This window comes from Amphibacillus sp. Q70 (assembly GCF_052055485.1).
GTDB lineage: Bacteria > Bacillota > Bacilli > Bacillales > Amphibacillaceae > Amphibacillus.
Window position 1 is genome coordinate 3,825,970 of record NZ_CP197171.1, and the last position, 26,709, is coordinate 3,852,678.

At 35.3% G+C, this 26,709-nt stretch carries 26 protein-coding genes; 6 read left to right on the forward strand and 20 right to left on the reverse strand.

What is annotated here, in order from left to right:
- Positions 1 to 77: 77 nt before the first annotated feature.
- Entirely contained in the window at positions 78 to 1,283 is a 1,206-nt protein-coding gene (locus ACS127_RS17435; protein ID WP_440896282.1) for an ABC transporter permease, read from the reverse strand.
- A 3-nt stretch (positions 1,284 to 1,286) separates the two neighbouring features.
- Entirely contained in the window at positions 1,287 to 2,021 is a 735-nt protein-coding gene (locus ACS127_RS17440; protein ID WP_440896283.1) for an ABC transporter ATP-binding protein, read from the reverse strand.
- 172 nt (positions 2,022 to 2,193) lie between these two features.
- Between ACS127_RS17440 and ACS127_RS17445 the strand changes: the two genes are divergently transcribed.
- The 3 genes from ACS127_RS17445 to ACS127_RS17455 all read left to right on the forward strand — a co-directional run bounded on the left by ACS127_RS17445 (position 2,194) and on the right by ACS127_RS17455 (position 3,786).
- Positions 2,194 to 2,622 carry an HIT family protein gene (locus ACS127_RS17445; protein ID WP_440896284.1) on the forward strand — a complete coding sequence of 143 codons (429 nt, stop codon included), beginning with the start codon at positions 2,194 to 2,196 and terminating at the stop codon, positions 2,620 to 2,622.
- Between the two features lie 102 nt (positions 2,623 to 2,724).
- A complete protein-coding gene (locus ACS127_RS17450; RefSeq protein WP_440896285.1) occupies positions 2,725 to 3,243 on the forward strand; it encodes a tryptophan transporter in 519 nt (172 codons plus the stop codon).
- 180 nt (positions 3,244 to 3,423) lie between these two features.
- Positions 3,424 to 3,786, forward strand: a complete 363-nt coding sequence (locus tag ACS127_RS17455; protein ID WP_440896286.1) for a YtxH domain-containing protein — start codon at positions 3,424 to 3,426, stop codon at positions 3,784 to 3,786.
- A 184-nt stretch (positions 3,787 to 3,970) separates the two neighbouring features.
- Here the strand turns inward: ACS127_RS17455 and ACS127_RS17460 are convergent, their stop codons facing one another.
- The 3 genes from ACS127_RS17460 to ACS127_RS17470 form a co-directional block, all read right to left on the reverse strand.
- Positions 3,971 to 4,912, reverse strand: a complete 942-nt coding sequence (locus tag ACS127_RS17460) for a glycine betaine ABC transporter substrate-binding protein (protein WP_440896287.1) — start codon at positions 4,910 to 4,912, stop codon at positions 3,971 to 3,973.
- Positions 4,913 to 4,986: 74 nt separating this feature from the next.
- Positions 4,987 to 5,829 (reverse strand): ABC transporter permease, encoded by an 843-nt coding sequence (locus tag ACS127_RS17465; RefSeq protein WP_440896288.1) that lies wholly within the window; start codon positions 5,827 to 5,829, stop codon positions 4,987 to 4,989.
- A complete protein-coding gene (locus ACS127_RS17470) occupies positions 5,822 to 7,036 on the reverse strand; it encodes a quaternary amine ABC transporter ATP-binding protein (RefSeq protein WP_440896289.1) in 1,215 nt (404 codons plus the stop codon). Before ACS127_RS17470 ends, ACS127_RS17465 begins: the two co-directional genes overlap by 8 nt.
- A gap of 326 nt (positions 7,037 to 7,362) precedes the next feature.
- Between ACS127_RS17470 and ACS127_RS17475 the strand changes: the two genes are divergently transcribed.
- Positions 7,363 to 7,839 carry a GbsR/MarR family transcriptional regulator gene (locus ACS127_RS17475; RefSeq protein ID WP_440896290.1) on the forward strand — a complete coding sequence of 159 codons (477 nt, stop codon included), beginning with the start codon at positions 7,363 to 7,365 and terminating at the stop codon, positions 7,837 to 7,839.
- 170 nt (positions 7,840 to 8,009) lie between these two features.
- On the opposite strand, the gene ACS127_RS17480 is transcribed toward ACS127_RS17475, so the two are convergent.
- Positions 8,010 to 8,096 carry a YjcZ family sporulation protein gene (locus tag ACS127_RS17480; RefSeq protein ID WP_440898174.1) on the reverse strand — a complete coding sequence of 29 codons (87 nt, stop codon included), beginning with the start codon at positions 8,094 to 8,096 and terminating at the stop codon, positions 8,010 to 8,012.
- A gap of 197 nt (positions 8,097 to 8,293) precedes the next feature.
- Here ACS127_RS17480 and ACS127_RS17485 point away from each other — a divergent pair, with 197 nt between their 5' ends.
- A complete protein-coding gene (locus ACS127_RS17485) occupies positions 8,294 to 9,190 on the forward strand; it encodes a peptidylprolyl isomerase (protein ID WP_440896291.1) in 897 nt (298 codons plus the stop codon).
- A 138-nt stretch (positions 9,191 to 9,328) separates the two neighbouring features.
- The gene (locus ACS127_RS17490) at positions 9,329 to 10,552 is read left to right on the forward strand and encodes an HD domain-containing protein (protein WP_440896292.1); all 1,224 of its coding nucleotides are present in this window, start codon (positions 9,329 to 9,331) and stop codon (positions 10,550 to 10,552) included.
- Positions 10,553 to 10,791: 239 nt separating this feature from the next.
- Here the strand turns inward: ACS127_RS17490 and ACS127_RS17495 are convergent, their stop codons facing one another.
- The 14 genes from ACS127_RS17495 to ACS127_RS17560 form a co-directional block, all read right to left on the reverse strand.
- Positions 10,792 to 11,343 carry a GbsR/MarR family transcriptional regulator gene (locus ACS127_RS17495; RefSeq protein ID WP_440896293.1) on the reverse strand — a complete coding sequence of 184 codons (552 nt, stop codon included), beginning with the start codon at positions 11,341 to 11,343 and terminating at the stop codon, positions 10,792 to 10,794.
- Positions 11,344 to 11,404: 61 nt separating this feature from the next.
- Positions 11,405 to 14,332: an AAA family ATPase gene (locus ACS127_RS17500; protein WP_440896294.1), complete on the reverse strand. Its 2,928-nt coding sequence runs from the start codon at positions 14,330 to 14,332 to the stop codon at positions 11,405 to 11,407.
- The gene (locus ACS127_RS17505; protein WP_440896295.1) at positions 14,319 to 15,557 is read right to left on the reverse strand and encodes a metallophosphoesterase family protein; all 1,239 of its coding nucleotides are present in this window, start codon (positions 15,555 to 15,557) and stop codon (positions 14,319 to 14,321) included. Before ACS127_RS17505 ends, ACS127_RS17500 begins: the two co-directional genes overlap by 14 nt.
- Before the next feature lie 187 nt (positions 15,558 to 15,744).
- A complete protein-coding gene (locus ACS127_RS17510; protein ID WP_440896296.1) occupies positions 15,745 to 17,010 on the reverse strand; it encodes an ABC transporter permease in 1,266 nt (421 codons plus the stop codon).
- Positions 17,003 to 17,902 (reverse strand): ABC transporter ATP-binding protein, encoded by a 900-nt coding sequence (locus ACS127_RS17515; RefSeq protein ID WP_440896297.1) that lies wholly within the window; start codon positions 17,900 to 17,902, stop codon positions 17,003 to 17,005. Before ACS127_RS17515 ends, ACS127_RS17510 begins: the two co-directional genes overlap by 8 nt.
- Before the next feature lie 394 nt (positions 17,903 to 18,296).
- Positions 18,297 to 19,025, reverse strand: coding sequence for a DUF3169 family protein (locus tag ACS127_RS17520; RefSeq protein WP_440896298.1), 729 nt, complete (start codon positions 19,023 to 19,025; stop codon positions 18,297 to 18,299).
- Positions 19,018 to 19,230: a helix-turn-helix transcriptional regulator gene (locus tag ACS127_RS17525; RefSeq protein ID WP_440896299.1), complete on the reverse strand. Its 213-nt coding sequence runs from the start codon at positions 19,228 to 19,230 to the stop codon at positions 19,018 to 19,020. Before ACS127_RS17525 ends, ACS127_RS17520 begins: the two co-directional genes overlap by 8 nt.
- 256 nt (positions 19,231 to 19,486) lie before the next feature.
- A complete protein-coding gene (locus ACS127_RS17530; RefSeq protein WP_440896300.1) occupies positions 19,487 to 19,744 on the reverse strand; it encodes an HPr family phosphocarrier protein in 258 nt (85 codons plus the stop codon).
- 238 nt (positions 19,745 to 19,982) lie between these two features.
- Complete coding sequence (whiA, locus tag ACS127_RS17535; RefSeq protein ID WP_440896301.1) at positions 19,983 to 20,939, reverse strand: DNA-binding protein WhiA; 957 nt, start codon at positions 20,937 to 20,939, stop codon at positions 19,983 to 19,985.
- Positions 20,940 to 20,957: 18 nt separating this feature from the next.
- Complete coding sequence (locus tag ACS127_RS17540; protein WP_440896302.1) at positions 20,958 to 21,926, reverse strand: gluconeogenesis factor YvcK family protein; 969 nt, start codon at positions 21,924 to 21,926, stop codon at positions 20,958 to 20,960.
- A gap of 3 nt (positions 21,927 to 21,929) precedes the next feature.
- The gene (rapZ, locus tag ACS127_RS17545; protein WP_440896303.1) at positions 21,930 to 22,811 is read right to left on the reverse strand and encodes an RNase adapter RapZ; all 882 of its coding nucleotides are present in this window, start codon (positions 22,809 to 22,811) and stop codon (positions 21,930 to 21,932) included.
- An 18-nt stretch (positions 22,812 to 22,829) separates the two neighbouring features.
- Positions 22,830 to 23,288, reverse strand: coding sequence for an 8-oxo-dGTP diphosphatase (locus ACS127_RS17550; RefSeq protein ID WP_440896304.1), 459 nt, complete (start codon positions 23,286 to 23,288; stop codon positions 22,830 to 22,832).
- 692 nt (positions 23,289 to 23,980) lie between these two features.
- Positions 23,981 to 24,931: a thioredoxin-disulfide reductase gene (gene trxB, locus ACS127_RS17555; protein WP_440896305.1), complete on the reverse strand. Its 951-nt coding sequence runs from the start codon at positions 24,929 to 24,931 to the stop codon at positions 23,981 to 23,983.
- 103 nt (positions 24,932 to 25,034) lie between these two features.
- Positions 25,035 to 26,045: a tetratricopeptide repeat protein gene (locus ACS127_RS17560; protein ID WP_440896306.1), complete on the reverse strand. Its 1,011-nt coding sequence runs from the start codon at positions 26,043 to 26,045 to the stop codon at positions 25,035 to 25,037.
- Between the last annotated feature and the right edge of the window lie 664 nt (positions 26,046 to 26,709).

The window sequence follows — 26,709 nt, forward strand, 5'->3', positions numbered from 1 at the left end:
ATATAATGTTAATTACATTATATCTAGAGTATTGCCTTCAAACCTTGATAAAGATCAAGTTTTTTAAAGTTTATTCTCTAAGGATTGATTTTCCCAACAACGTAAATCCGACCGAAACCGATAATAAAAACACTTCCTAACAAGACAGTTAAAATAGCTTGCCAACCATCACTTGTTATCCATAAAACAGGGGCAAAAACAAGCAACTGCCCAACTAGTAATTGTTCAATCAGTTTAATCATCGCTCGTTGTCGATCTGCCTGTTTGACTGGGTAAATGTCCTCCCAGACATTGGTTCGATGATGGTACCAAAGGGGCATGAGTTGGACCCCTGTCAAAAATAAAAATAGCAACACTAAGCAAAGTACCATAATAATGTGATTAAAATAAGCTAGCAAAAGACTTGCGATGATTGTTAAACGGAAGTAAAGCCCGAAATAATCCGCCGATCGAATAAAAGTAATTCGATATAAGAAATGGTAGGTATACTTCTGTTCAAATGAGATTTTTTGGGTAATCCATTTAACAAGTAGACGTCGTTTTTTTATCGTCGCCTTGAAATGTGGCACATCAGTAAACATGCTGGCTAAACGATAAAAACTCTGCATTCTTTGTTGATCTTTTTCAATTAACTGATCCCAGGCTAGGGCATATTGATGACTAAAGTAATAACCATAAAAAACAAAACCAAACAAAACAAGCATTGCTAGACCTGAGATCAATAAATAACCGTTAATAAAACTATAAAAAATAATAAGTTGAATGAAATAGCGAATGGGTTTGTCACGCCAATGAATGGCCCTGTTTCTAATTCTTAACATCCACCAATTCAGTAAAAAGTGCCAACCTTTAAATATAATTAATATAAAAACAAGCGAGAGATAACTTTGATTCGGGTAGCTTGCTTGATAAAGTGGTGCTAATATAGCTGCTACTAACACGACTAAATAAAGCTGCGTCAGAAAGCTATACCATAAAGTGTAGTTAAAGTAGCTTGTTAATCGCTTTTCAGCAGGCAATAGAAAGACAAGGTCCGCTTCCTTTAGTAAGTTTTGTATGGGGTTATAAAGTGCAACCAGACTGAATATTAAACTGACAATCCAATCCGTAGGAAAGTGATCTGGTAATTCAGCTAAAAACTGCTGATAAAAAACAGCCCCTGCACCAATTAGAAACAGAATCGCAATGGCAATATGCCCATTTAAAATATACTGAAAATAACGCATCGTCTCTTTTAAATGGCCTTTGAACCGCTCTTTAAATAATACTTTGCTATCCATCATCTCTTAACCTTCCTTTGTTAGCCGAATATAAAGATCATCTAATGTGCCCGCTGGCATCTTAAACTGATCCCTTAGCTGTTCAATCGTGCCTGACGCCCTAATCTCACCTTCATGCAAAATAATTAATCGATCACAATAACGCTCAGCAGTAGCTAAGATATGTGTCGACATCAGAATACCTGCCCCTCTTTCTTTCTGTTCAACCATCGTATCTAAAAAGGCACGGATACCAAGCGGATCTAAGCCAACAAATGGCTCATCAACAATATATAGAGGAGGTTCAATTAGAAAAGCACACATAATCATAACTTTCTGCTTCATCCCTTTTGAGAAATGAATCGGGAACCAATTGATTTGCTTTTCTAATCGAAAAGCTTTTAACAATCGAGGCAATCTCTGTTCAAAAGTTGCCTGATCTAATTCATAAGCCATTGCTGTCATTTTCAAATGTTCATACAAGGTTAATTCCTCATATAACAGTGGTGTTTCTGGGATATAGCCAAACTGTTTACGATAATAATCTGTATCTTGTTGACTTGTACGACCTGATAATTTAATAGCACCAGCTCGTGCCTCCATTAAACCAATGATATGTTTAATCGTTGTACTCTTTCCCGCACCATTTAAACCAATCAAACCAACCATTTCACCTGGATTGACTTCGAATGATAATCCGTGCAAAACATCTTTATGTGTATAACCACCCTTAAGATTTTCAATCTGTAATAAGCCTGGCATCCTACGTCCTCCTAAAGCTTTTTATATTTCGAATCTTTTTTTATAAGCTATGAATGATATATAAATTTTACCATTATTTAAACTGAATGCAAACTGGTATACTTAGTTGTTTTTTGCTAACAATGATGTATTAATGGTAAGATAGAAGCAAATTTAAATGGGAGTGAGAGCTATGTCAACGGATAAGGACTGTATTTTTTGCCAAATTATTGCTGGTGATATTCCATCAGCCAAAGTATATGAAGATGCAGATGTGTATGCTTTTCTTGATATTAGTCAAGTCACAAAAGGTCATACACTCGTTATTCCTAAAGCGCACGTAAAGGATATTTATCAAACAAATGAAGAGATTGCAAGTCAATTGTTTGCTCGTGTTCCTAAAATAAGTACAGCTATTGAAAAAAGTTTCAAACCAAAAGGTATAAATATATTAAGCAATACGGGGGAATTAGCCGGTCAATCAGTCTTTCATTTACACCTTCACCTTATTCCAAGATATGATCAAACTGATGGGTTCAATCCAACTTGGATCACACACCCTGATGATTATAGTGCCAATGATTTAGCTGAAATAGCAAATTCAATTTCTCAGAATATTTAGTATTTACATTTCAATTCAATATGATATACTGAATAAAACCTTCGCATTTGGCAATCAGTGCACAAATGGAAGCAAAAATAGTTTAGTTGAGGAGAGAAGAGTATGAGAACAAAAGACTTAGTATTATTAGCATTATTTATGGGAATAGGTGCTGTTCTTCACATGATTGCACCACCAATTTTATTTGGAATGAAGCCGGATATTATGTTGCCTATGATGTTTCTAGGGATTATGCTGTTTCCGAAAGCAAATTATGTCTTAATTTTAAGCATAGCAACAGGTGTTATTTCTGCTTTAACAACGACTGCGCCAGGTGGTCAAATATCTAACATGGTTGAAAAGCCAATCACAGCATTTATCTTTTTTGCTTTGTTATTGCTAGTACCAAAGCATTTAAATCAAAAAATAACAACACCCGTTCTAATTACAATGGGAACAATTATCAGTGGAACAACATTTTTAATTATGGCACTTTATGTTGTTGGTTTAATGGGGGGGTCATTTATCCCTATGTTTGCCGCTGTCGTTTTACCTGCTGTCCTATTTAATGTTGTTTTTACGATTATATTGTACCCTATTATTCAATCGATCTTACAACGTTCTAATTTTAAATTTGCTTAATCAAATATATCTAAAAGTAAAGACTGTTCAATAATTGCGATAAAGGTGTTACTCTGAAAAATAATTGCCCCTTTATCCTATTGAACGGTCTTTTTTTATTTTTTAAACATTTTTTGGTTTGACTCAGTGAATTAAAGAGAAGATAATAGTAAGTAGGAATGAGTAGAAAGGAGTGTTAAAATGTCTAAAAGTAAATCATTGTTACTTGGACTGCTTGCAGGAGGCGTGGTAAGTGCGGCTGTCACCTTATTGAATGCACCCAAATCCGGTAAAGAAACTCGTGCTGATATTAGGAATCAAGCAGAAGATGTTAAACTATCGCTTGAGGCTGTAAAGGAAAATGGTAAAGAACTTTCCGAACAAATTATTAACACCTCAAAAGAAGGAGCCAAATTGATTAAAGAACTTTCAGTTGATGTTAAAGATTCATTGGAAAGCTGGAAAACAACAATTGAACCACACCAAAAAAATATTCAACTTTATTTGGCTCAAATTGAAGAACGATTAAAAGAATTGGAAGATCAAACAAAAACTGCGGAATAAAAAATAACTTAAAGAAGAGGGGGCTCATGTATAGCTCCTTTTCTTTTTTATTATAGATAATCATCCGTTTGAGATCCCGCTTTATCGGTCTAATCCCAAAATAAAAACTTCCCTTCAAGCAAACCATTGGTCTACTGAAAGGGAAGCCATCCTCTTACCAGAAAAACGGGTAAGCTTTAGATAATTATTCGCCTAAGCCTTCTGTCCATTTCTCAAGAAGATCTGGATTGTCTTCAAGGAACTGGCTGGCTGCATCTTCCTCACTTGCGCCATCATTTATAGCTACAAGTAATTCATTTTCCATTTCTTGATCATAATCTTCTAAGAAACGTTGCATCACTTCATATGCGGCAGGTGAGTCTTCTGCAAAAGTCGTGCTTGCTACAGCACCGATTTCATCACCGTCACCACCATAGATTTCTAGTGGATCTTCTAACATTTTTAGATCCAATTCAGCAAATGCCCAATGGGGTTGCCAAAGTGGCACAATAATTGGTTCCTCATCAGCCATTCTTGATTGTAATTCAGAAAGCATTGCCGCTTCAGAACTTGATTGAAGCGTCCAATTATCTAAATCATATTCTTCAAGAGCTGTTTCAGTATTCTGCATAATACCCGCACCAGAGTCAATACCTGTAATCGTCCAATCGACAGATTCACCCAGTTCCTCATTTCCTTGAAGATCCTCAATCGAGTTTACATCTTCCATATAAGACGGAACAGTTAAAGCTAATGGTGCTTGATCTACGAAATTACCAAGTACCTCTACATCATCTTCATATTGTTCCCAATAAGATTGGTGTGTAGCCGGCAACCATGATGCTGTCATAAAAGCAGCATCACCACTAGCAACACTTGACCACATCGCGCCTGCTTCTACCTGCGTGTCATTTACATCATAACCAACTTCCTCAAGTACCTGTTTTACCAATGGTGTACGTGCAAGTGCGCCTGCCCAAGCAACATATGGAACAGTAAGACTCGTTTCACCAAGCTCTGTGCCGTCACTGTCGCCTCCATTATCTTCAGAGCCAGCACCATCTTCATCGCCACCTCCACAGGCTGCTAATAACATAACCAGCGCAAGCACTGAGATAAAACTAAATAATTTGACGTTCTTAATCATTAAGAATGTCCCCCTTCAAAAATATTATTTATAGTTAAGATTTTTTGGGGTGACCCAAAAAATCTTTAAACTAACTATTTCTTATTAAATCCTTGTGTAAAGCGATCCAATAACATCGCTAAAATGACAAGTGATAGACCACCTTCAAATCCAGGTCCAATGTTTACCTGGGTAACGGCTCGGTATACAACTACTCCAAGTCCAGGAGCACCTACCATCGAAGCAATAACAACCATGGATAAGGACAACATAATCGTCTGGTTAATTCCTGCCATAATCGTTGATGTGGCAAGTGGTATTTGTACTTTACCCAATCGTTGCCATGTTGTTGATCCAAAGGCATCAGCCGCTTCAATCAATTCTGGATTGACTTGTCTAATCCCAAGATTAGTCATTCTCACGGTTGGTGGCATGGAAAAGATAATCGTAGCTACAACACCTGGTACCATACCTAGACTGAAGAAAACCACTGCCGGAATTAAGTAAACAAAGGCTGGCATCGTCTGCATAAAGTCAAGAATAGGTGTGATGATCGACTGAACGAGACCTTTTTGTGACATCCAAATACCAATTGGGATCCCGATAATCATCGATATAACAACGGAAACGATGACCAATGACACTGTTTCTAATGTCTCAGGCCAATAACCTAAATTGTTTATTAGTCCTAAACCAAGTAGAGCAAACAGCCCTAGTTTCCAGTTGACAACCCACCACGCTAATAGAGCAACAATTATAATTAATACAAGTGCCGGTATCAATTCCAATAACGAAACAAAGCCTTCTGTAACAAATTCGATTGCATCTGTAATAATATCAAATAAACCCGATAAATAAGTGGTTAATAAGTCTTCAAACTTTTCTATCCACTGATCTAAAGGCAATTTTGGAAATAGTGCACCATCCGCCTTATCCATTTGCCTTCACCTCCCCGTTTCCGTTTAGCACTTTATCATTACCAGCAAGTGCACCGATAACGGAACCTCTTACTATAATACCAACTAATCTACCAGCATCGTCTACTACAGAAAGTGGTGCTTTATGATCAGCCATTGGTTCGAAAGAATCTGTCAATAACGTATCCGGGTTGACGGTTGGTACATCAGTTACCATGACATCTGAAATCTGTTTATCCTCTTTAACAGCCGCATCTGCTTGATCTGCAGTAATATAGCCGAGGAATTTTCTTTTCTTATCTACCACATAAATAGTAGAAACGCCATATTTCGCCATCAATCTTAATGCTACTTTGGGTCCTTTATCTACCACCACAGTTTCTGGTCGTTTCATAATATGGTTTGCCGTCAGTACTTTTGAAAGATCGATATCTTCTACGAATCGTTCGACATAATCATTCGCCGGATTCATTAGAATTTCCTCTGCTGTTCCTATTTGAACAATACTTCCATCTTTCATGAGTGCAATTCTATCACCAATTCGTAGGGCCTCATCTAAATCGTGTGTGATAAAAATAATCGTTTTTTGCACGGATTGTTGTAAATCCATTAATTCGTCCTGCATATCTTTACGAATTAACGGGTCAAGTGCACTAAATGCCTCATCCATCAATAAAATATCTGGATCATTAGCCAATGCCCGTGCTAAACCAACACGCTGCTGCATACCACCAGAAAGTTCATTTGGGTATTGTTCTAAATAATCTCCCAAACCAACTAATTCCAATGCTTCACGTGCCTTTTTCTCACGTTCTTCTTTGTCAATGCCTTGAATTTCTAATCCATACTCTGTATTACGCAAAATCGTTTTATGCGGGAGTAGGGCAAAATTTTGAAAAACCATGCTCATTTTTTTTCTACGCATCTCACGAAGTTGCTCTTTGTTCATTTTTGTTACATTTTCATCTTCCAGCCTAACTTCACCTGAAGTGGCTTCAATTAAACGGTTCAGCATGCGGACAAGTGTGGATTTACCACTACCAGATAATCCCATGATCACAAATGTTTCCCCAGCTTCTACCGAAAAAGAGGCTTGGTTCACCCCTATCGTACAACCTGTCTCTTTTAAAATCTCTGCTTTTGTTTTTCCTTTATCCAAAAGCTGCAGTGCTTGTTTTCGTTGTTTCCCAAACACTTTGGTTATTTTGTCCACTTCAATAACCGCCATATCATTCACCTCTCTTGTTCAATCAATATAAAACTATTGCAAAATGGCTAAATTCTACGATCATATTTTTCTAAAACATCATTCACGCAAAATCAGTTACTGTAATACTATACCCTTTTCCGGTTTGAACATTCAAACAACGAATTCGTTTAATTTCGTACAAATTTTACGTACAGTTTAAACTGAACAAACTTTATTATGTTTTTTCTTAAAATAGCTTCAGTATCCTCCAAATAACAGTTAGATATCCCATTTTAATTTTTTAATCATATTGTATATGCTATTTTGTAGCGGTATATTTCGTTTCAGAAAGGAGTGGCGGCCTGATGACTTTAGAGAAAACCATCACAGACGAACTGATTCATGAGTTTTCAAAAACAATTGAAATGTTTGACATATCACCTACGGATGCACGACTATTTACAATCCTCTATTTAAATCATCAACCTATGACTTTGGATGAAATGAGCCAAGTAACAGAAAAAAGTAAAACCTCAGTTAATACTGGTATTCGTAATTTATTTGATTTAAATTTAGTCAAACAAGTTTGGAAAAAAGGAGTAAGAAAAAACCTTTATACAGCTGACGATGATCTCTATCAGCGCTTCATGCAAGGTTATTTAGGGAGATGGATGGGACACATCAATCTTCAAAAACAGACGATAAATCAAATCAGGGAAAAAGCAAATCAACGTTCTCAAGGAGATTTAATAGAAGATCGAATAAAAAAAATGATCAAATTTCATTCATTAATTGAGGAAACTTTCAAAGAGATAGAAAAACAAACTCAGAAAAGAATTTAGATTAAACTAGCAATAAACTGGATCATATGATCGATACTTAAAATATAATTGCATTAAAAAAGCTGATCAAGATTAGCAAAGGCATTTTACACAAACGCCTTTGCTAAAGATCAGCTCTTTTCGTTGGATCGATTAAGTTGTCAATTTATTTTTCGAAACAGCTGGGCAATTTAACACCAAGCAGCTCCTACAATGACTAATAAAATAAATAAGACAACAATAAACGCGAAACCACCATAACCAGATTGATGACTCATTTTTTTAACCTCCTCCACATTTTCACTATCATCATATGTTTACATAAAATTTTGGCATGGGCGAATCCATTATTATTAAGTAAAAACAATGTAATTTTAATTGTTGATGATTTATTTCAGCTTAATTTATGGTATATTAGCAATTGGGAATAAAAATTTTAGACGCATTTGTCTTATTAAAGTGGGAGTGTTACAAAATGAAGAAGTTAGCAATTATTGCAACAATAGCAACAGGTGTTATTGGTTTATCTGCCTGTTCATCTGGTGATTCTGAAGTTGTTGTGGAAATGGATCAAGGTGATATTACTAAGGAAGAATTTTATCAGGAATTAGTGGAAACATCTGGTGAATCGGTTCTACATAGTATGGTTTATTCTTCAATCCTAGAAGATAAATATGAAATTGATGAAGACTTCGTTGATGAACAAGTGAATATGATAAAAGAGCAGTATGGTGAATCCTTTGAAATGGTTCTTCAACAAAGTGGTTTTCAAACTGAAGAAGAGTACCGTACGGCATTAAGACTACACATGCTTGAACAAGAAGCGGTTACTGAAGATATTGAAGTAACTGATGAAGAAATTGAGCAACGATATGAACGCCTTGCTACTGAGATTGAAGCTAGCCATATTTTAGTAGAAGACGAAGAACTGGCTAATGATCTTTATGAACAATTATTAGATGGAGCTGACTTTGCTGAATTAGCTGAGGAATATTCGGTTGATCCAGGTTCAAGCAGTGAAGGTGGAGAACTTGGCTATTTCAGTACAGGAGATATGGTTCCTGAATTTGAAAATAAAGCCTATAGCTTGGGTGCTGATGAAATTGGTGAACCGGTACAATCTGATTTAGGCTGGCATATCATCACGGTGTCAGATATTCGTGAAACTGAGGCTGATATAGAACCATTAAAAGATATGAGAGAAACACTAAGAAATGAAATTGCTGCCTCTCAAATTGATGAAGAAGAAGCTATGAATAAAATGCAAGAATTATTTGAAGATGCAAACATCCAAGTAAATATTGAGGAATTTGAAGATCTTTTCAACTTTGAAGAGATTCCTGAGGTGGACGAGGATACAGAAATTGAATAATTAACCTGAGTAAAGCATATCGGTTTTGAATCGGTATGCTTTTTATCATTAGAATGTAATCTCTTTTTTTAATGGATAGGCATTTTGTTAAAGATAGGTTAAAATTAAGAGAACAATCCGAAATAAGGAGTGGGATAAATGACATTTGATTTAACTTATTTTTTTGATCATATTCCGATTCAAATTCAAATCAATGATGAAGAAGCCGCTCAAATACTACGCGATTTTCCACCTCCTGAATTACCTAGTGGACAAAGTACATTTAATATTAATGATCAAACAGCTGGGAATCAGGTTAAACAACGTTTATTGCTAAATGACTATGAAGTCAAACTAACACGAACAAACAAACCCTACTTACGGCTTTCTTTCAGTAATAATGTCGGAATGATTTCAGCAAAGATGTGGGACAATCAAGGGATGATTAATAAAGTTCTACCACTGCTCGAACAATATTCAGTTTTTGATGTTGAAGCAGTAGTTGATGATTATAATAACCAAAAGTCTCTTACAGTGAATAGGTTGCAACAGGTGGAGGAAGAGATTAATCCTTTTTCATTATTGCCCTATACCGATGAAGACTTCTCAAGTTTAATTATCGAACTCTTTAGTTATCTGAATGAATTAGACGAACCTTTTTTATCACTTGCAAAAAAAACCTTACAATTATTATGGTCAGACTTCAGCATTGCCCCGGCAGCTAAAGGCTATCACCACAATTACTTAGGTGGGCTATTAAAACATACAGTCGGATTAATGCGTATTGCCCGCTACATTATGGCTGAGGAAAAGGGCCATATTGAAGCCATCATTACCCTGATTCAGCTCGTCGAAAAAAGTTATAAAAAAGATCTCTACCTTGCTTATAAAAACGATTCGATGACAAACCAATACTCAACTTGGTCACAAACGATAGATCATTTATATACGATGACCAAGGGAGCCATGGCATTTAAAGAACACAAACCTAATTATAATCTATTGATTGTTTCAATTCTATTTCATGATATTGGGAAAATACTAGAATATGATCATGCCGGAAATACAAACCAAGCCTTTGATATTCTTTACCCAACAGCTAACAAAGATATTTTAACAAATCGTAAACAAGCTGGCATTAGCATGGACTCATTAGGGGTGATGATTGGACATATTCCATATGGATTTTTACTTTTTACTAAATTAATCGAACAATTTGAAATTTCGTTAGACCTTGAAACGATTCATGAAATCAGCCATTGTATATTATGTCATCATGGTTTACCTGAATGGGGCTCTGCAGTCAGACAGCCGCTCACCTTAGAAGGTTATTTGATTCATATTGTTGATTATCTAGACAGTCGTTACGAAAATGCTGATTAATATATTTTCGTTCAATCGATTAAACTAATTATGCTCGGAAAATAAAAAGGGCCGCCTAATCGGCGCCCTTTTTATGATTTTGACTAACTTTCCTGATTTGCGAGCAACTTTTACGATTTGCGAGCAACTTTCATGATTATAAAAACAAGAAAAATTATACAATTTATAGATTTTATTATTTATAGAAATTCATTGTTACCGTCTATTTTAATTTTTTCTGATTAGGAAAAATTACTAAATTAAACTTCTTCCTTTGGTATAAACTCAAAAATTTTCCCAGACTCGACCACTTCAATAAAACGCATCAGCCAACGGTAATAATTTTGAGCGTAGCGTAAACGCTCGATATCTGAATATATTTTATTTTTCAATGATTGATCATTTGTTTGTTCAGATAATTGTTCGATCTCTGCAATAGTCAATTCCGCTTCTTCAATATTTTTCTCAGTATAATGACGCCAACGCTTTCCAAATAAAGTGGTAAAAGATTGATACCAATCCTCTTCTGATTGATATAAGTCTTTTCTAACTCCCTTACGAAAAGCAGGCTCAACCATTTTCATTTCTAGTAACGTGCGAACTCCTGTTGACATACTCGTTTTGCTCATTTCTAATGCGTCTCTCAGATCATCTAATGTCATCGGTTCTTCATTAAAATAAAGTTTGCCGTATAGTCGGCCAACCGAGGGGGCAATATCATACAGATTCATGTTTTTGGCAATCATCTGAATGAATTGATCAATAGCTTCTTCATATAACAACCACTCTTCTGATTTCTCCTGATCTTTCATCCACCATTCCCCTATCATTATTTATATAATTTTAGCTAAATTCGATTCTATCCTACCATATTTAAGATAATTTAATAAAGTGATATCCATCTATTTTTTTATCTTGAACAAAACCTTTATGTGTTTTTGTGAAATAAATAACTTGATGGAGATCTTTTAATTCATCAAGTATTTCGTGCACTTGTTTCTGACGCTGAGAATCAAAATGAACAAATCCATCATCAATGAGAAAAGGTAAACTTATATGCTGAGCCAACCAACTACTAATGGCTAGTCGAATCGCAATAAACAATTGATCTAACGTTCCTTGCGATAATTCATTTACTTGATAAGGTTCGCCATCTTCGGTTAATAAATATAATTGTTGTTGTTCTTGATCAAATTCAACCTTAACATATCGATGATTAGTCATCTTAGCAAGAAGTTTAGCTGTCTTATCTAAAACAACAGGTAGGTATGAGGTTTGAAATATTTCTTTTGTTTTTTCAATCTGTTTTAATGCAAGTTGATAAGTAAGCCATTTTTTGGCTTCTTCATTAAATTTCTCCTTAACGAAATAATAATCGTGTTTAAGATTCAAGGTTTTTTTCGATTGTTCTTGTTGCTTTAAAATGGCATGCTGCTCAGCTTCTTTTTGATATAATTCCTTTAATTCTTGGTTGATTGCCGTTATTTTTTCTTGGTTCGTTTTAATTTTTGCTTCAAGTTCACTGATTGAGAGATAATGTCCTGATAAAATGTCTGTAACAAGATGATCAGGTAGATGTAATTTAATTTGACGTGCTAAATCTTCTCTTTGTTCTTTTAGTGCATACCATTGTTCATATTGACGAGCTCGTTTAATAAATTGCTCCTCAGTATCTACTCCGGCAAATACTAACAACTGGTCCATTTCTTCTTGATAGGGAACCCGTTTAGCTTTAATTTGGGTGAGGCTCTTTTCTTGCTCATTCAACCGTTTTTGTAGCTTATCTTTTTGTTCTAATAAATGGTCTTGTTGGACGGATATATCCTGTAGTTGTCTAAGTAATTGTTGAAAAGTGAGTTGATCCTGTTTGAAAAAATCATTGAATTTATTTAGTATATCCTCTTCAAATGAGGCCATCCATTCTAATTCATCGATTTGCTCAACAACTAGCTGTTTACGCTGTCCGATTAATTCAATAATTTCACTTAACCGTTTTGCTAAGTCTGGCCAGTATTTAACTGAAATATGAGCTAAAAAAGGAAAAGAAGTCTGCTGTTCAATAAGCGTTTGTTCCGTTCTTTGTTCTGTCATCTTTAAAACAGCTAATTGTTCTGTCAATTTCAACTGCTCCGTTTTATTTTGCTTCAACTCTTGCTCAATCATCAGAACTGAATCTCGGTGCTCTTCATGTTGGGCTATTTTTTGGGTTAATTCATCTCTTCTATTGATCAATTGAGCTAATTGTTGCTCAGCCAACTCATCTACCACAATGATCTGTTTTCGCCTAAGTTTTATTTGCTTAGCTAAAAAGAAGCTACCTACGATTAAGACTGTTAAAAAAAGTATCCAATTGAACCAGGTCTGTTCATTTATCATCAGAATTAAGCTGACAATCATCACACCCATTGAAATCATGTTTATGTATCGATTTCGCTTTTTTAACTGAATGAAGTAATCGGCATTTACGCCTGATTGTTGATCAAACCTTCTATCGATTTGTTCAAGTTCTTTCTCGAATGACTCTTTTTCTAGTTTAGCCAATGTTTTTTCTTTCAACCCACTGAGCTTGACTTCTAATTGTTGTTCATTTTCCTTTAACTTATCAAGTGATTGATCAAGATTAGGCATTTGATCATTTAAGCTTATTTTTTGATCAGCTAATTGCTGCCATATTTCACTTGTTGTATAGTTAATCGGTAATTCAACAATATCAGCTTCAGTTAAATTTAGTTTTAATTGAGTGATTCGCTGTTCAATCGCTTGATTCTTTTCATCAATTTGTCGTTGTAAATGTTTATTCTCATGACTATGTTCCTGATAGATAGCCGCTTGCTCAAGACTTGCCAAAATCAGCTCCCTGTCCGTTGATGACAACAGTTCTGCCTCTATTTGACTTAAATCTTCTTCAAGATCAGCTAATTGTTGTTGAGCCACTTGCTGGTCAGCTTTAAGAGGCTGCAATTGTTCTTTTACCTGCTGGTAACGTCCCTCCCCTTGTTCTGGAAAAGAAAGCACTTTAGGAAATTCACTCAATTGTTCAACAATTAGATGGTACGCTTCAATCGATCGATAAATTCGCTCTTGTTCTTTATATAAGACAAATTGCTCGTTTACTTGCTCAAGTTCTTTTTGCTTTTCTCTTATTTGACTCTGGTAAGTTAACCTTAATCGCTGATGTTCCTCATAAACTTGAATAGAATCATCAAGTTGCTTTAATTGTCGTTCTTTTTCAACCAATTGTTTCAGAATTTGATTAAGTTCTGGATTTGTTCCTTTTGGCTTGAATTTGGATTGCAAAAATGTATTTAATTGTCGTTCAGCTTGATAAATCCGATCAGATCCAGTCATTCCAACACTTAATAAAACTTGCCCCAATTGTTCTCTGGAAAGCCCGCCTTCGACTTGTAATGAAAAAACATCAAAGTTAAATATTTTATTATAAAGTGATCGATCAACACCATTAAGTTGATGAGTTAACCAATCAGACGGTAATTTCTGCCCTGCTTGATCATAACAAATGGCATCTCCATTGTTGCGATCATGAAATCTTTCAATGGTATAAGTTTCTTCATCATCCGTTGTGACAACTAATTTCCCACCAAGCTGTCCGCCATGCTTTGGTAAATAAGGTTGTCTTTGTTGTGGGGATAAACCAAATAACATAAACAAAATAAAGCCACGTAGCGTTGATTTTCCCGCTTCATTATTACCAATGATTGTGATCAATGATTGTTGATTAAAGTCAATCATTTTATTTTGCCACTTACCAAAATCGTAAATATATAAATTATTTATCTTCATCATCATTCATCCCTACTAAGTGGTATAAGGCTAGGTCCCTTGCTTCGTTAACTAAACTTCTTTTTTCTTCTTCAGTCAGTTCAGATAAAAATCGCTTCGCTTGTCGATGTTGCCATAAATCATGCCTTGCTTCTTGCCAATCTATGTCTTCAAATCCATTTATCAATTGATTAATAAATGGATCATGCGTTGTGGACCCTGTTTCACGAGATGGGGATTGTTGCTCTAATTTCACAGATTGAATCCACGTCCATGACGCTTTTCCTTGTTGTTGTTCATTCAGAAGCTCAATTAACTCATTGATTTCTCCTTTATGATATAAAGAAACTAGTTTGGAAGGGGCATCTGTTAATGTTAGAAATATAATTGACTTTGGCACCTTTAATCTTGCTAATTGATCAGAGATTTTATCATAGAGTAAATCAAGTTGATCACAATCACTGATATCGATAGTAATTTGTTCAAATTGAATATCGTGTAATGGCTTAAATGTTAATTTCGTATCGATTGGATCAAGTTCAACTAAGTAGCATCCTTTTTCTCCAAGCTCTTTGCTCGAACGACCTTGCGTATTACCTGGGTAAACAATGGTGGGCTCACGGTGTAAAATCGTGCGCTTATGAATATGCCCTAAGGCCCAATAATCAATATTTTTTGTTTGCAAATCACTCAAGTGAAAAGGCGCATAATAATCATGGTCAGCAGACTGACTGATACTTCCGTGCAACATCCCGATTTGATAGGGAAGCTCTTGATCTGGCTGATAATCTGCTGTTTTATTTTCCAATACAGCACGTTCCAAATAACTAAAACCATTTATTCCAACAAGTTGCTGACCATTTTTACTAAAAATCTTACATTCTACTTGATCGGACTCGAAAATGTGGACATTGCTAGGATAATTAAGTACACGGGTATTTGCTTTAAGATAATCATGATTTCCATAGCTTAGATAGACAGGAATATTTACATTATTTAATTTCTGACAAGCGATTAAAAATTGCATTTCTGCATAGATACTTTTCACTGATTGGTCAAAAAGATCACCAACAATTAAAACAAAATCAACCCGTTCTTCAATCGCAAGCTGAACAAGATTCTCTAAAGCTGCAAAAGTACTGTTTTTCAACTCTTGGTAAAGAGAATCGGGTAAGGTACTCATCCCCTTAAACGGACTATCTAGATGCAGATCCGCACTATGGATGAATTTTATTTTTTCTGACATCGCTCTTCTCCTCTACCACTTCATTATTCTTTAATTTTATCAAATTTATCAAGCGAATGCACGTTCGATTCAAAAATAATCAAAACCCAATTTACATAGCAGTTGTAAATTGGGTCCGTCGATCGTTATGAATACGATCAGAAAAGATATGATGTTAGTGATGATAGTAAAAATAAACCACCTTTACCTACTCTTTTTTTGATAGTTGCAATGCTTGTTTAAAATCTTTAAGTGATGCACTTCTACCATACATAAGGACACCACCACGATAAACTCTTGCTCCAATAATGGCTAAGATAAGAATCGTCAAGATTAACAGTCCAATGCTTAAGGCAACTTCCCAAAATGGGATTTCTAATAAACCCACCCGTAGGAACATAACAAGTGGTGAGAAAAATGGAATATAGGAAGTTACTGTCACTATTCCTGCTTCAGGCATATTAATTCCAAACATTGAGATCATAAAAGCACCAATAATTAATAGCATGACAGGTAACATAATTTGCCCGACATCTTCCATTCGAGTAACAAGTGAACCCAACATAGCTGACAACGTCGCATAAAGTAAATAACCTAGCAGAAAGAAAACAACCGCATAAATATATGTTGAAATAGAAACATCTGAAAATCCAAAGACTTCAAAAAATTCGCCGACAAACTCGTCTTGCCTACTTTCAATAATATAAAAGCCAGCGCCAATAAATAGCAGAATTTGTGTTAAACCAAGTAAAGCAATCCCTAATATTTTGGCAAACATTTGACTGATAGGTGATGAACTTGAAATTAATATTTCCATCACACGAGAAGATTTTTCATTAGCCACATCCATTGCAATCATGTTCCCATATTGAATAACAGCAAAATATAAGATAAATAACATCACATAGACTAACCCACGTGCAACACCAATTTCTTCTACTGATCGGGCTGTCGTACCATCAGCCATTTCGACAGCAACCGTTTCAAATGAAATAGGTTGGTAAATTTCTTCAAGAACAGCTTGGTCAATCTCCTGATCAGCCGTAGCTAAAGCAACCTTTAATTGTTGTAAATCATTCATTAACTGGTTTTGAATCGTTTGATTGATCAATTGATCGGTATGATAATTGGCTGAAAAATAATTTTCCTGGTCAGACTCGATATGAAGGACACCTTTTAAGTCCCCGGACAAAATGTCTTCCTCAGCTTCAGCAGGCGTACCTTGATAATCAACCAGTTCAAAGCCGTATTCACCTTGTTCACTATACTCTGTTAATCCCTGATAAAGTTGATCTGTCTCATCAATCACTGCTACTTGATCAGGCTGTTGATCTCCATCAAATAATTGAATAATTTGATCGATATTCCCCAAGGCAATAATCACAACTAAAAATAGAGCTGTCGTAATGATGAATGACTTTGACTTAAAGCGTGTTAAATAAGTATGAGATAAAACAATCCAAAATTTATTCATAAGACTTCCCTACTTTCTCGATAAAAATATCATTCAAAGAAGGTTCTTCCAAAGCAAACCGCCGCACCAAGCCTTTTTTATGTACGGCTTCTAAAATAGATTGCGCGACCTCTTCACTTTCAATTTGAAGCTTACAACCCTCAGAAGTTATTTTTTGACTAACAACACCAGGAAAGTCATTTAAAAACGTTAAATCAAAATCTGCATGAATAAACAAATTTTGTTTTCCAAATGAACGTTTAACTTCTTTTAGTCCACCTTGAATAACCGGCTTTCCTTCTTGCATAATACACAGATATTCACAAAGTTCCTCAACCGTATCCATCTGATGGGATGAGAAGACAATCGTTGTTCCCGCTTGTTTTAATTCAACAACTGCTTCTTTCATCTGTTCAACATTGACAGGATCAAGGCCACTAAACGGCTCATCTAAGATTAATAATTTAGGTTGATGAATAACCGCAGAAATAAATTGAATTTTCTGTTGATTTCCTTTTGAAAGCTCTTCAATTTTTTTGTCAATATATTGCGGAACATTAAATCGCTCTAACCATTTTTCCAATTCAGCTAAAATATCTTTTTTATCCATTCCTCTTAAACGTCCTAAATAGACAATTTGATCTTTGACGGTTAGTTTTGGGTATAATCCCCGTTCCTCTGGTAGGTAGCCAATTTGATCTGTTCTTTGATAATTAATGGGCTCACCTTCCCAAGTAATCTGACCCTCTGTTTCATCAATTAAGCCTAAAATCATCCGAAATGTCGTTGTTTTACCTGCTCCATTTGACCCCAGAAAACCAAAGATTTGTTTTTCTGGAATTTCCAATGATAATTGATCAACAGCGGTAAATTTACCAAATCGTTTTGTGACATGTTCAATTTTTAATGTCATTGTTTTACTCCTCTCCTGTCCATTCCTCTTATAGCTATGAATCTATCTTTCAATTAAATTTATCTCAAATTTCAGATAAAATAAATTAGCAACTTATGCAAAGCCCCCTTGTCTTCCCTGACTGATTGACATTATATCTCTGAATAAGAATGCCGCTTATTCTTGCAATGCAAAGGCTTCGTAGTCTTCCTTCCTTAATACAGTTACTCGTCCCACCTAGTACCTAAGGATATAAGTAGGAATACTTTCTCAAAAAGCTGGTCGTTAAATAAATCAAGCCTTTATCGCCAGCTGCCCTTCACTTACAAATCTTGATTCTGCTCAACTTCTTGAAACAGAAATCTTACTACTAAACGAGAGAAAGGATGGTTTCAGTTTAACGTATTTCTAATATTTAAACAATTCTTTTTGAATAGTAGAAATAGACAATCGATTGAATAAGCCAAATCAAACCAATAGTTAAGAGCATCGTATTTCCAATATCAAATATCAATTTTATAATAAAAGCAACAGGAATTAATACAATAAACACCATATCCATAAACATAAATGTATGATGACCAGCTTGATAGACTTGATTTTTCTCTGCCTCATCTAAGCTTGAAAAATATTCTTTGTTAAATTTCATAGATGTTGGATCACCTTTTTTCATTGGATCCTGCATTTGAACCAGACGAATAATTCTAACTTCATTTATTACATTTAGAAAAATAAAACCAATAAAAATAAGGGTTGATCCCAATATATAATCATTAAGAGGGTCTGTTGCTAGCCCATAAGCCATGAAACTTAATATAATATACAAGCGGTTGAAGATCATAGCTTGAAATAAGATTTGGCTACCTTTTGTCCCTTTAAAATCATCTTCAATATCAAGATTTTGATTTGTTTCTTTTAAAAACTGTTTTGCTTTTTGAGTCATTAGAATGGCAGGAAGACAAAGAATAAATACAAGTGCTACCTGAAGCCAAATAATTTGCTCAATTAGAAAATTAATGTTTAATGAATTCAAACCAGTAAAAATTGAAAAATGAGACACGATCATAGACGCTGCATAGCCTACAATAACTCCACCACATAATATGAATAGTAATTTAAATACATCACGTATGCTTTTATTCATCTTGATCCCCCTCAAATTTAAAAATGTCCTCTACAGTTACTTGGCACACGCTGGCAAGTTTCAATGCAAGTGTAACTGAAGGTGAATAATCGCCCCGCTCAATTAAACTAATAGTTTGCCTTGAAACACCCACACATCTGCCCATTTCTGCTTGATTTAATCCTAACTTTGCACGGTAGACCTTTAATTGATTGTAAAGCGGCATAAAATCGAACCTCCAAAGACAATCTTATAAGTCATTTTGACAACTTTATTTGTCAATCATATTCTAGCAGATGACAAATAAAGTTGTCAACCTGATGAAATGAACATTTCATTGAAAATGGAATAACTAACACAATACCCATAGAGCAAATACAGTACGAGCTAAAGAAACTAAGCTTGATGATCATCGATAAAAACATTTAATCAATAAAAAATAAGTCATTATCTGTATCAGCAATGACTTATTTTAAATAAAACTATTCTGACTCTGTTAAAAATGTTGTTAAAGCATTGATGGCTTCTTGATCGTCTGGTCCTTTACTAAATAGAGTAATTGTTTCTCCACTAGTAATTGCCAAACTTAAAACACCCATGATACTTTTGGCATTAATGCGTCGACCTTTTTTCTCTAAAAAGATCTCTGCTGTATAACGATTAGCCTCTCGAACAAATTTTGTTGCGATATCAGCTTGTAAACCCGGTTCAACCTCTATAACCAATGATTTTTCCACCACTCATATGTGCTCCTCTCAGTGTAGACCATTTAATATAAACTATACAAGTATATGTTAATTTACATCCTATTATGATCCAAAAAAAGCAGCGAACGATTCATTGAATAGTGAGTTACACAATTAATAAAACGAAACTTCGTAAATACTAAAGTAGCCTGACTTAGTGCGATTACTCGCCCCATCGAAACCCGTTGTTAACCCGAGTTTTACGGATGGTTATCTGTGATAAAACCATTTTTTATTTAGTTTCCAAGTTAAGACCATGTTCTTGTCTGAGTTGATCAGCCATTTTATCAATTTTCTTCAAGCGATGATTGATGCCGGATTTGCTAATTTTCGCCCCTGTAACTAGTTCGCCTAATTCCTTCAATGAAGCATCCTGATGCTCAACTCTAAGCTTAGCAATTTCCTGTAGTTTATCAGGTAACGTTTCCAAGCCTACTAATTTATCAATTAATTTAATATTTTCCACTTGTCTAAAAGCCGCTCCAATTGTTTTATTTAAATTGGCTGTTTCACAGTTAACTAATCGATTAACAGAATTTCTCATATCGCGCATAATCCGAACATCTTCAAATTTAAAGAGCGCTTGATGAGCACCGGTATAATTTAAAAACTCAGTAATTTTTTCTGCCTCTTTGATATAAGTAATGTAGCCATTTCGACGTTCCAAAATACGAGCACGAAGGTCAAATGTATTCATCAATTCACATAGGGAATCATTGTGTTCCTGGTAAACATTAGAAATTTCCAAATGATATGAAGATGTTTCAGGGTTATTAATTGAACCGCCAGCTAAAAAGGCTCCACGTAAATAGGCCCGTTTACAGCAATCCTTTTTTAAATACTGTTCCGAAATGGTTTGAGTAAAAGTAAAGGGCTCTGTTAAAATATTTAAACTCTGTAGAATATCCTTAGTCCCTTCCTCAATCCGAGCAATATAAACATTATTCTTTTTCAGTTTCATTTTTTTTCGAACAAGTAACTTAATCGGATATGGGTAAAGTGATTTGATCAATGTATAAATTCGTCTAGCGATCGCTGCGTTCTCTGTTTGAATATCTAAGATATACGAAGACTTTGCAATTGATAGCGCCCCATTCATTCGAATGAGTGCAGCTAATTCAGCTTCTTGACAGCAATTCTTATTTTCAATTTGAGTCATTTCTTTTTTTATTTCAGATGCAAATGACATGGTTATCTCACCTCCAGATTATTGCGGATCGATACCAATTAAAGAACAAAGTATTTTGGCTACTTTTTTTGTATCATGACGTAAAAATTGCTGTTGTTCATCAATAATATCTCGTTCAATAATTTCCAAATCCAATTGTTCTAAACGTTCACGGTCATATTCAACTGGAGCTGCATTTTCTTCTGCATACTTCAGCTGAACTGATTGAGTAATTTCTTTATTATGAACGATAATTTTATCAAGACAGCCTTCTCCTACATGGTCAATAATCGCTTGAGCATGATCAGCTGCTGTATAGCCAGATGTTTCACCAGCTTGTGTCATCACATTACAGACATAAACAACTTTCCCCTCTGCTTCTCGAAGTGCATTTGCAATTTGTGGGACAACTAGATTGGGTAAGGTACTCGTGTATAGGCTGCCTGGTGATATAACAACGAGATCAGATTCTCTGACAGCTGTTATGGCTTCGGGCAAAGGAACGACAAATTTAGGCTCAACAAACACACGTTTAATGCGTTTATTTGCTAAGGGTATTTTTGACTCACCAACAATAATTTCTCCATCAAGCATCTCAGCATTTAAAAATAAATTTTGATTAGCAATTGGATAAATTCTACCTTTCACTTTAAACACACGAGCAATTTCTTTTATACCTGTGTAAAAATCACCTGTCACAGCAGTCATTGCAGCTAAAAATAAATTCCCCATCGAGTGACCCATTAAGCCATTTCCATTTGTAAATCGATGTTGAAACAACTCTTCCATCATGGGTTCAACCTCTGCTAAAGCTGCAATCACATTTCGAATATCACCCGGGGCGGGCATCGACATCTCTGTTCTTAAACGCCCAGAGCTCCCGCCATCATCAGCAACAGTAACGATAGCCGATAAATCAATCGGGTAGTGCTTTAATCCTCGTAAAAGAACGGGCATTCCTGTCCCTCCACCTATAACGGTTACTTTCTTCTTTTGATTTGGTTTCATCCCCTAATGTCCCTTTCTTTTGTCTATATCACGGTGCGACACATGAGTAATATATTGATTTGAAAAATACTTTGCGATATACTCTGCTAAAGCAACTGAACGGTGCTGTCCACCTGTACAGCCAATGGCAACAACGAGCTGAGATTTCCCTTCTTTTTTATATTGCGGTAACATAAAACTTAACAAATCTAATAATTTTTCATTAAATTTCTGTGTTTCCGTCCATTTAAAGACATAATCACTAACATCCTTTGTCAAACCTGTTAGTGGCTTTAAATGATCAACATAATACGGATTGGGTAAAAATCGCACATCAAAGACAAGATCGGCATCAATCGGTGTCCCATATTTAAAGCCAAAGGATAACATATGAATTGAAAAAATTCGTTGCTTTTCTTCACCATATTTACTGATAATCTTTTCTCTTAATTCTTTGGGTTTTAAGTTTGTTGTATCAATAAAGAATTGTGCTCGCCCGCGTAAATCAGCTAACATTTGGCGCTCTTGGGCAATACCCTCCAAGGCTAATCCTTTTGGAGCCAGTGGATGATTACGTCTTGTTTCCTTATATCTTGAAACAAGCATTTTATCCTGAGCATCTAAAAATAAAATATGCTCTTCTAACCAATCTGATTCGGCCAATTTATCAAGTGCATCAAATAACGAATCAAAAAATTCTCTACCCCGTAAATCCATCACCAGTGCAACTTTATTGATCGTATTATTTGCATCCTTCATCAACTCTAAAAATTTCGGCAATAAAGCTGGTGGTAAGTTGTCGACACAGTAATACCCTAAATCTTCAAAGCTTTGAACGGCAACTGTCTTTCCGGCACCAGACATTCCTGTTATAATCACTAGCTTTGTTTCTTGACTTCCTACCATTTCATACTTCCTCCCTGATTAATTGTCATTCAGTCGATAACTAATCAATTGATCATTCTCACCTAAAGCAAAACTTCCATAGAGATGCTTATCATTTTTTAATATATACTGATGAATCAGCCGATCGCACGGTGCTGTTGGAATTTGATCTATTTGTGAGATTGGAACCCATTCCAATTCACCTTCAGGCGTTTCATTAACTAACTCTCCTGAAAACTTATCTGTTTTAAAAGTGAACATCAGCCATTCATCTTTCGGTGATTGAGCTGAGGCTTTTGTCATTGTAGCAACACTATATAATTGAGGGGTATCAATTATTAATCCTGTTTCTTCTTCCACTTCTCTAAGTACAGATTCATGAATCGATTCGCCAGCTTCCATTTTTCCCCCTGGCATCGCATACCACCCATAACGTGGTTTTTTCAATAACAGGACTTCTTGATTATTAATGATCAAGCAATTCGTGACACGTTGCAATTTGACTCACCCATTTCTACTATATTCAAACTACATTATACTATAACTGTTTACCACTGACTAGCAAACGTCATTGACAATTAGATTTCATTTTAATGTAGATTTAACTGAAGAAAATTATATTGCTAAAACCATGCAAATCTTTAAAGTTTAAGCATGATTCTAGGTAGAGGAATGGTAAGAACCGAGCGAGAAGTAGATGAAGATATTAAAACCAAATCATTTGATCAGGTACATGATCTCATTGCTGATGTAGCAAGCGAAGATTAATACAATGATGAACTTTGAACGAACAAATCTTTTAAAAAAATCTTATAAAGTAATATCGATCGTAAATGGGTAGCGTTTCACTGCTATTTTTTTTGTAGCAACGTTAAAAAGGTTATCGGGTAACATGAACTTCCTCATAATCATACCCGGTTATCAATTAAAAACAATCTGTTAGAACCGATATTCGTCAGAACAGTTCCTTGAACTTTACAAAAAAATACACAGACAAATTTTTGTCTGTGTGTCAATGAAATATATTTAAAAAAGGGGGTTAATTAATTACTTATAGTATACCCCATGTGTGTTTCAGTCATGTTACAGGCTGATTAAAATAAGGTAAATCTTCTTTAAACTAATATTTCAAATGCCAAATGATATTCTATTCTGATCATTCAATAGTTGAATGATTTTTTTCAGTAAAATTAATTCACCTTTTCTAGTTGTTCTTCTAATTGCTCAACATAAGATTGGGCACTTTCAGCGGCAATACTTCCATCACCAGTGGCTGTGACAATTTGACGTAAAGTTTTTTCACGAATATCTCCTGCGGCGAAAATACCTGGAATGTTGGTTTCCATATTTTCATTTGTTGGGATATATCCCTCTTCATTTGTAATTCCTAAAGCTTTAAATGGTTCACTAAGGGGTTCTAAACCAATATAAATAAATGTCCCGTCAGCAGCTTGCTCATAGACTTCGCCTGTTTTGACATTTTCTAAGGTGACTGAACCAACTTTTCCATCACGCTCATTAATTGAATTCAGTACAGTATCCCAAATAAAATCGACCTTGTCGTTTTTAAAAGCACGATCTTGCAATATTTTTTGCGCACGTAAGGCATCTCTTCGGTGAACAATCGTTACTTTACTAGCAAAACGGGTTAAATAAACACCCTCTTCAACTGCAGAGTCACCTCCACCAACAACAATTAATTCTTTGTCTTTGAAAAAGGCGCCATCACAAACGGCACAGTAAGAAACACCTCGACCTGAAAGTTCTTCTTCGCCTGGTACGCCTAAGTTTTTATGTTTGGCACCAGTCCCAATAATGATTGTTTTTGTTCGATATTCTTTATCACCAGCGATAACTGTTTTATATGTGCGATCATTAATAATCTCAGTGATATTACCATATGCATACTCAGCACCAAACTTTTTTGCATGTTCAAACATTTTGTTCGATAAATCAGGTCCTAATATACTCTCATAGCCAGGATAATTTTCAACATCCTCAGTATTAGCCATTTGTCCTCCTGGTATTCCACGTTCAATCATTAAGGTGTCTAAATTTGCTCGTGAAGCATAAACAGCAGCTGTCATTCCAGCCGGGCCAGCCCCTATAATAATAACATCATAAATACGTTGTTCTGACATTTTCACTCTCATCCCTTCAACTCAATTTCCTAAACCTAATCCATTTATATACCCATTATCGTATTTTTAATAATTATCGTCTACTTATCTGCTCAGAATGATATTAATCAAACCATGGCAATGCTTCAGAAGCTAAGTCAGCATGCAACCTACAACCTTCAGCCCAAATTTTTTTCGCTTGATTTTTTAAATTCAAAGCGTAAGCTGTTTTAGCAAAATATCGAAAGTAATCAAGATGATATTTTAGTTTTGCTTTTGGAAGTGTACTTAAACGTTGATAGGCTTGATCAAATCGATTGATATGTGCAAATGCGATCGCAATTCGTAAAGATTGTTCAAAATGGATCGGATAAACATTTTTTAATTTTTCAAAAAGAGTTTCAACCTGTCCGAGTTTTCCCACTTCATAATAAAAGACAATTAAATTTGTCATCGTATGTGTGGATTCAGGCTGTTGCTGATATAACCTTTTTTCTAATTCAATAGCTTTTTCCCGTTCGCCTAAAAAGAAAAGAGCGTAATGATACTGATGCTGTGCCATGGTATGATTGGGAAATAACTTGATCATTTCAGTTAAAATGGTACAGGCTGATTGCCACTCTTTTCGTTGCAAATGATGAAAGGCTGTTTCTTGATAAATCATAATTTCATCTTCTTGAAGAAAATCAATCCCCTCTTCATCATCTGATAAACTGAGTTCTAACAATGTCAAAAGTTGTTCGGTCTCCGATTTGAACTCTCCATCTGGCTCTTTTTCTAAATAAATTGAGGCATATTTTTGGGCATCTTTTAACAAACCGAGATGGGCATAGTTGTTTGCGATTAAATAATAGCAATCTGCATAATCCTCGCCGTGATTTTCGATAAGATCTGTTAATATTTGATTCGCTAAATGATAAGCCCCCATTTCAGTATGAATGATTGACATTTGTGCCGGGTAAAGAGCCTCATTTGGGTCCGCTTCAGCAGCTTTTTTGATCCACTTTAGGGCAATATCAAATTTTCTTTTATAAAATGCGTCAACCCCTTTTGAAAAATAAAACTCAGCTTCTGGAATGAAGGGGATGACAGCCTTAGTATGCTTATTTGTTTGTCTGTTATTCGTTTTCGTCATATGTCGCCTCTTTTATCATTTTTTATATAATGACGAGTGATATTAGCTTTTTTTCAATCCGTCATAGATGTTTAGAAAAACTAGCACACAGAAATGCGCTGGCTTCAACGTTCGCATAGGATATGGTGAACATAGTCGAAGCTCCATTGTAAGCATTAATTTAACTTATACTTGCTCGATTAGAAGGATAAGATTTTATTGATAATTGTATAAATAAAACGAAGGTTTTACTTCCACACAGATGAATAACTTCGATGTTCTCAAAGGAGATGAGGGGTATAAACCGAAGATTCTTAAGTATAGCTATAAGTCGAATTTCACTAAAATACTTAAAAATTCTACTTTGTCAAATGACTTCTTTGAGACTGACATTTAGAATAAGAAAGACACTTATTCTTGCCGTATAAATACTTGATAGCCTTCCTTGATATAATTAATCGTTTATAAAGCGAAACTTCAATCAGCGGGAGTGAGACCTATAGGATGTAGGTTATGTAGATGTCTCCGGTGGGGCGCCCCAGTCCCAAGTCCTTTCGCTGGGGTGAGTAACCGAAACCCCAGCTGTTTCCGGTGGGGCGAGTAATCGCAAATACTTCGTAGCTTTCCTTAGTACGATTACTCGTCCCATCAAATGTATCAGCTAAAATTTGGCGGTTTTTAACAG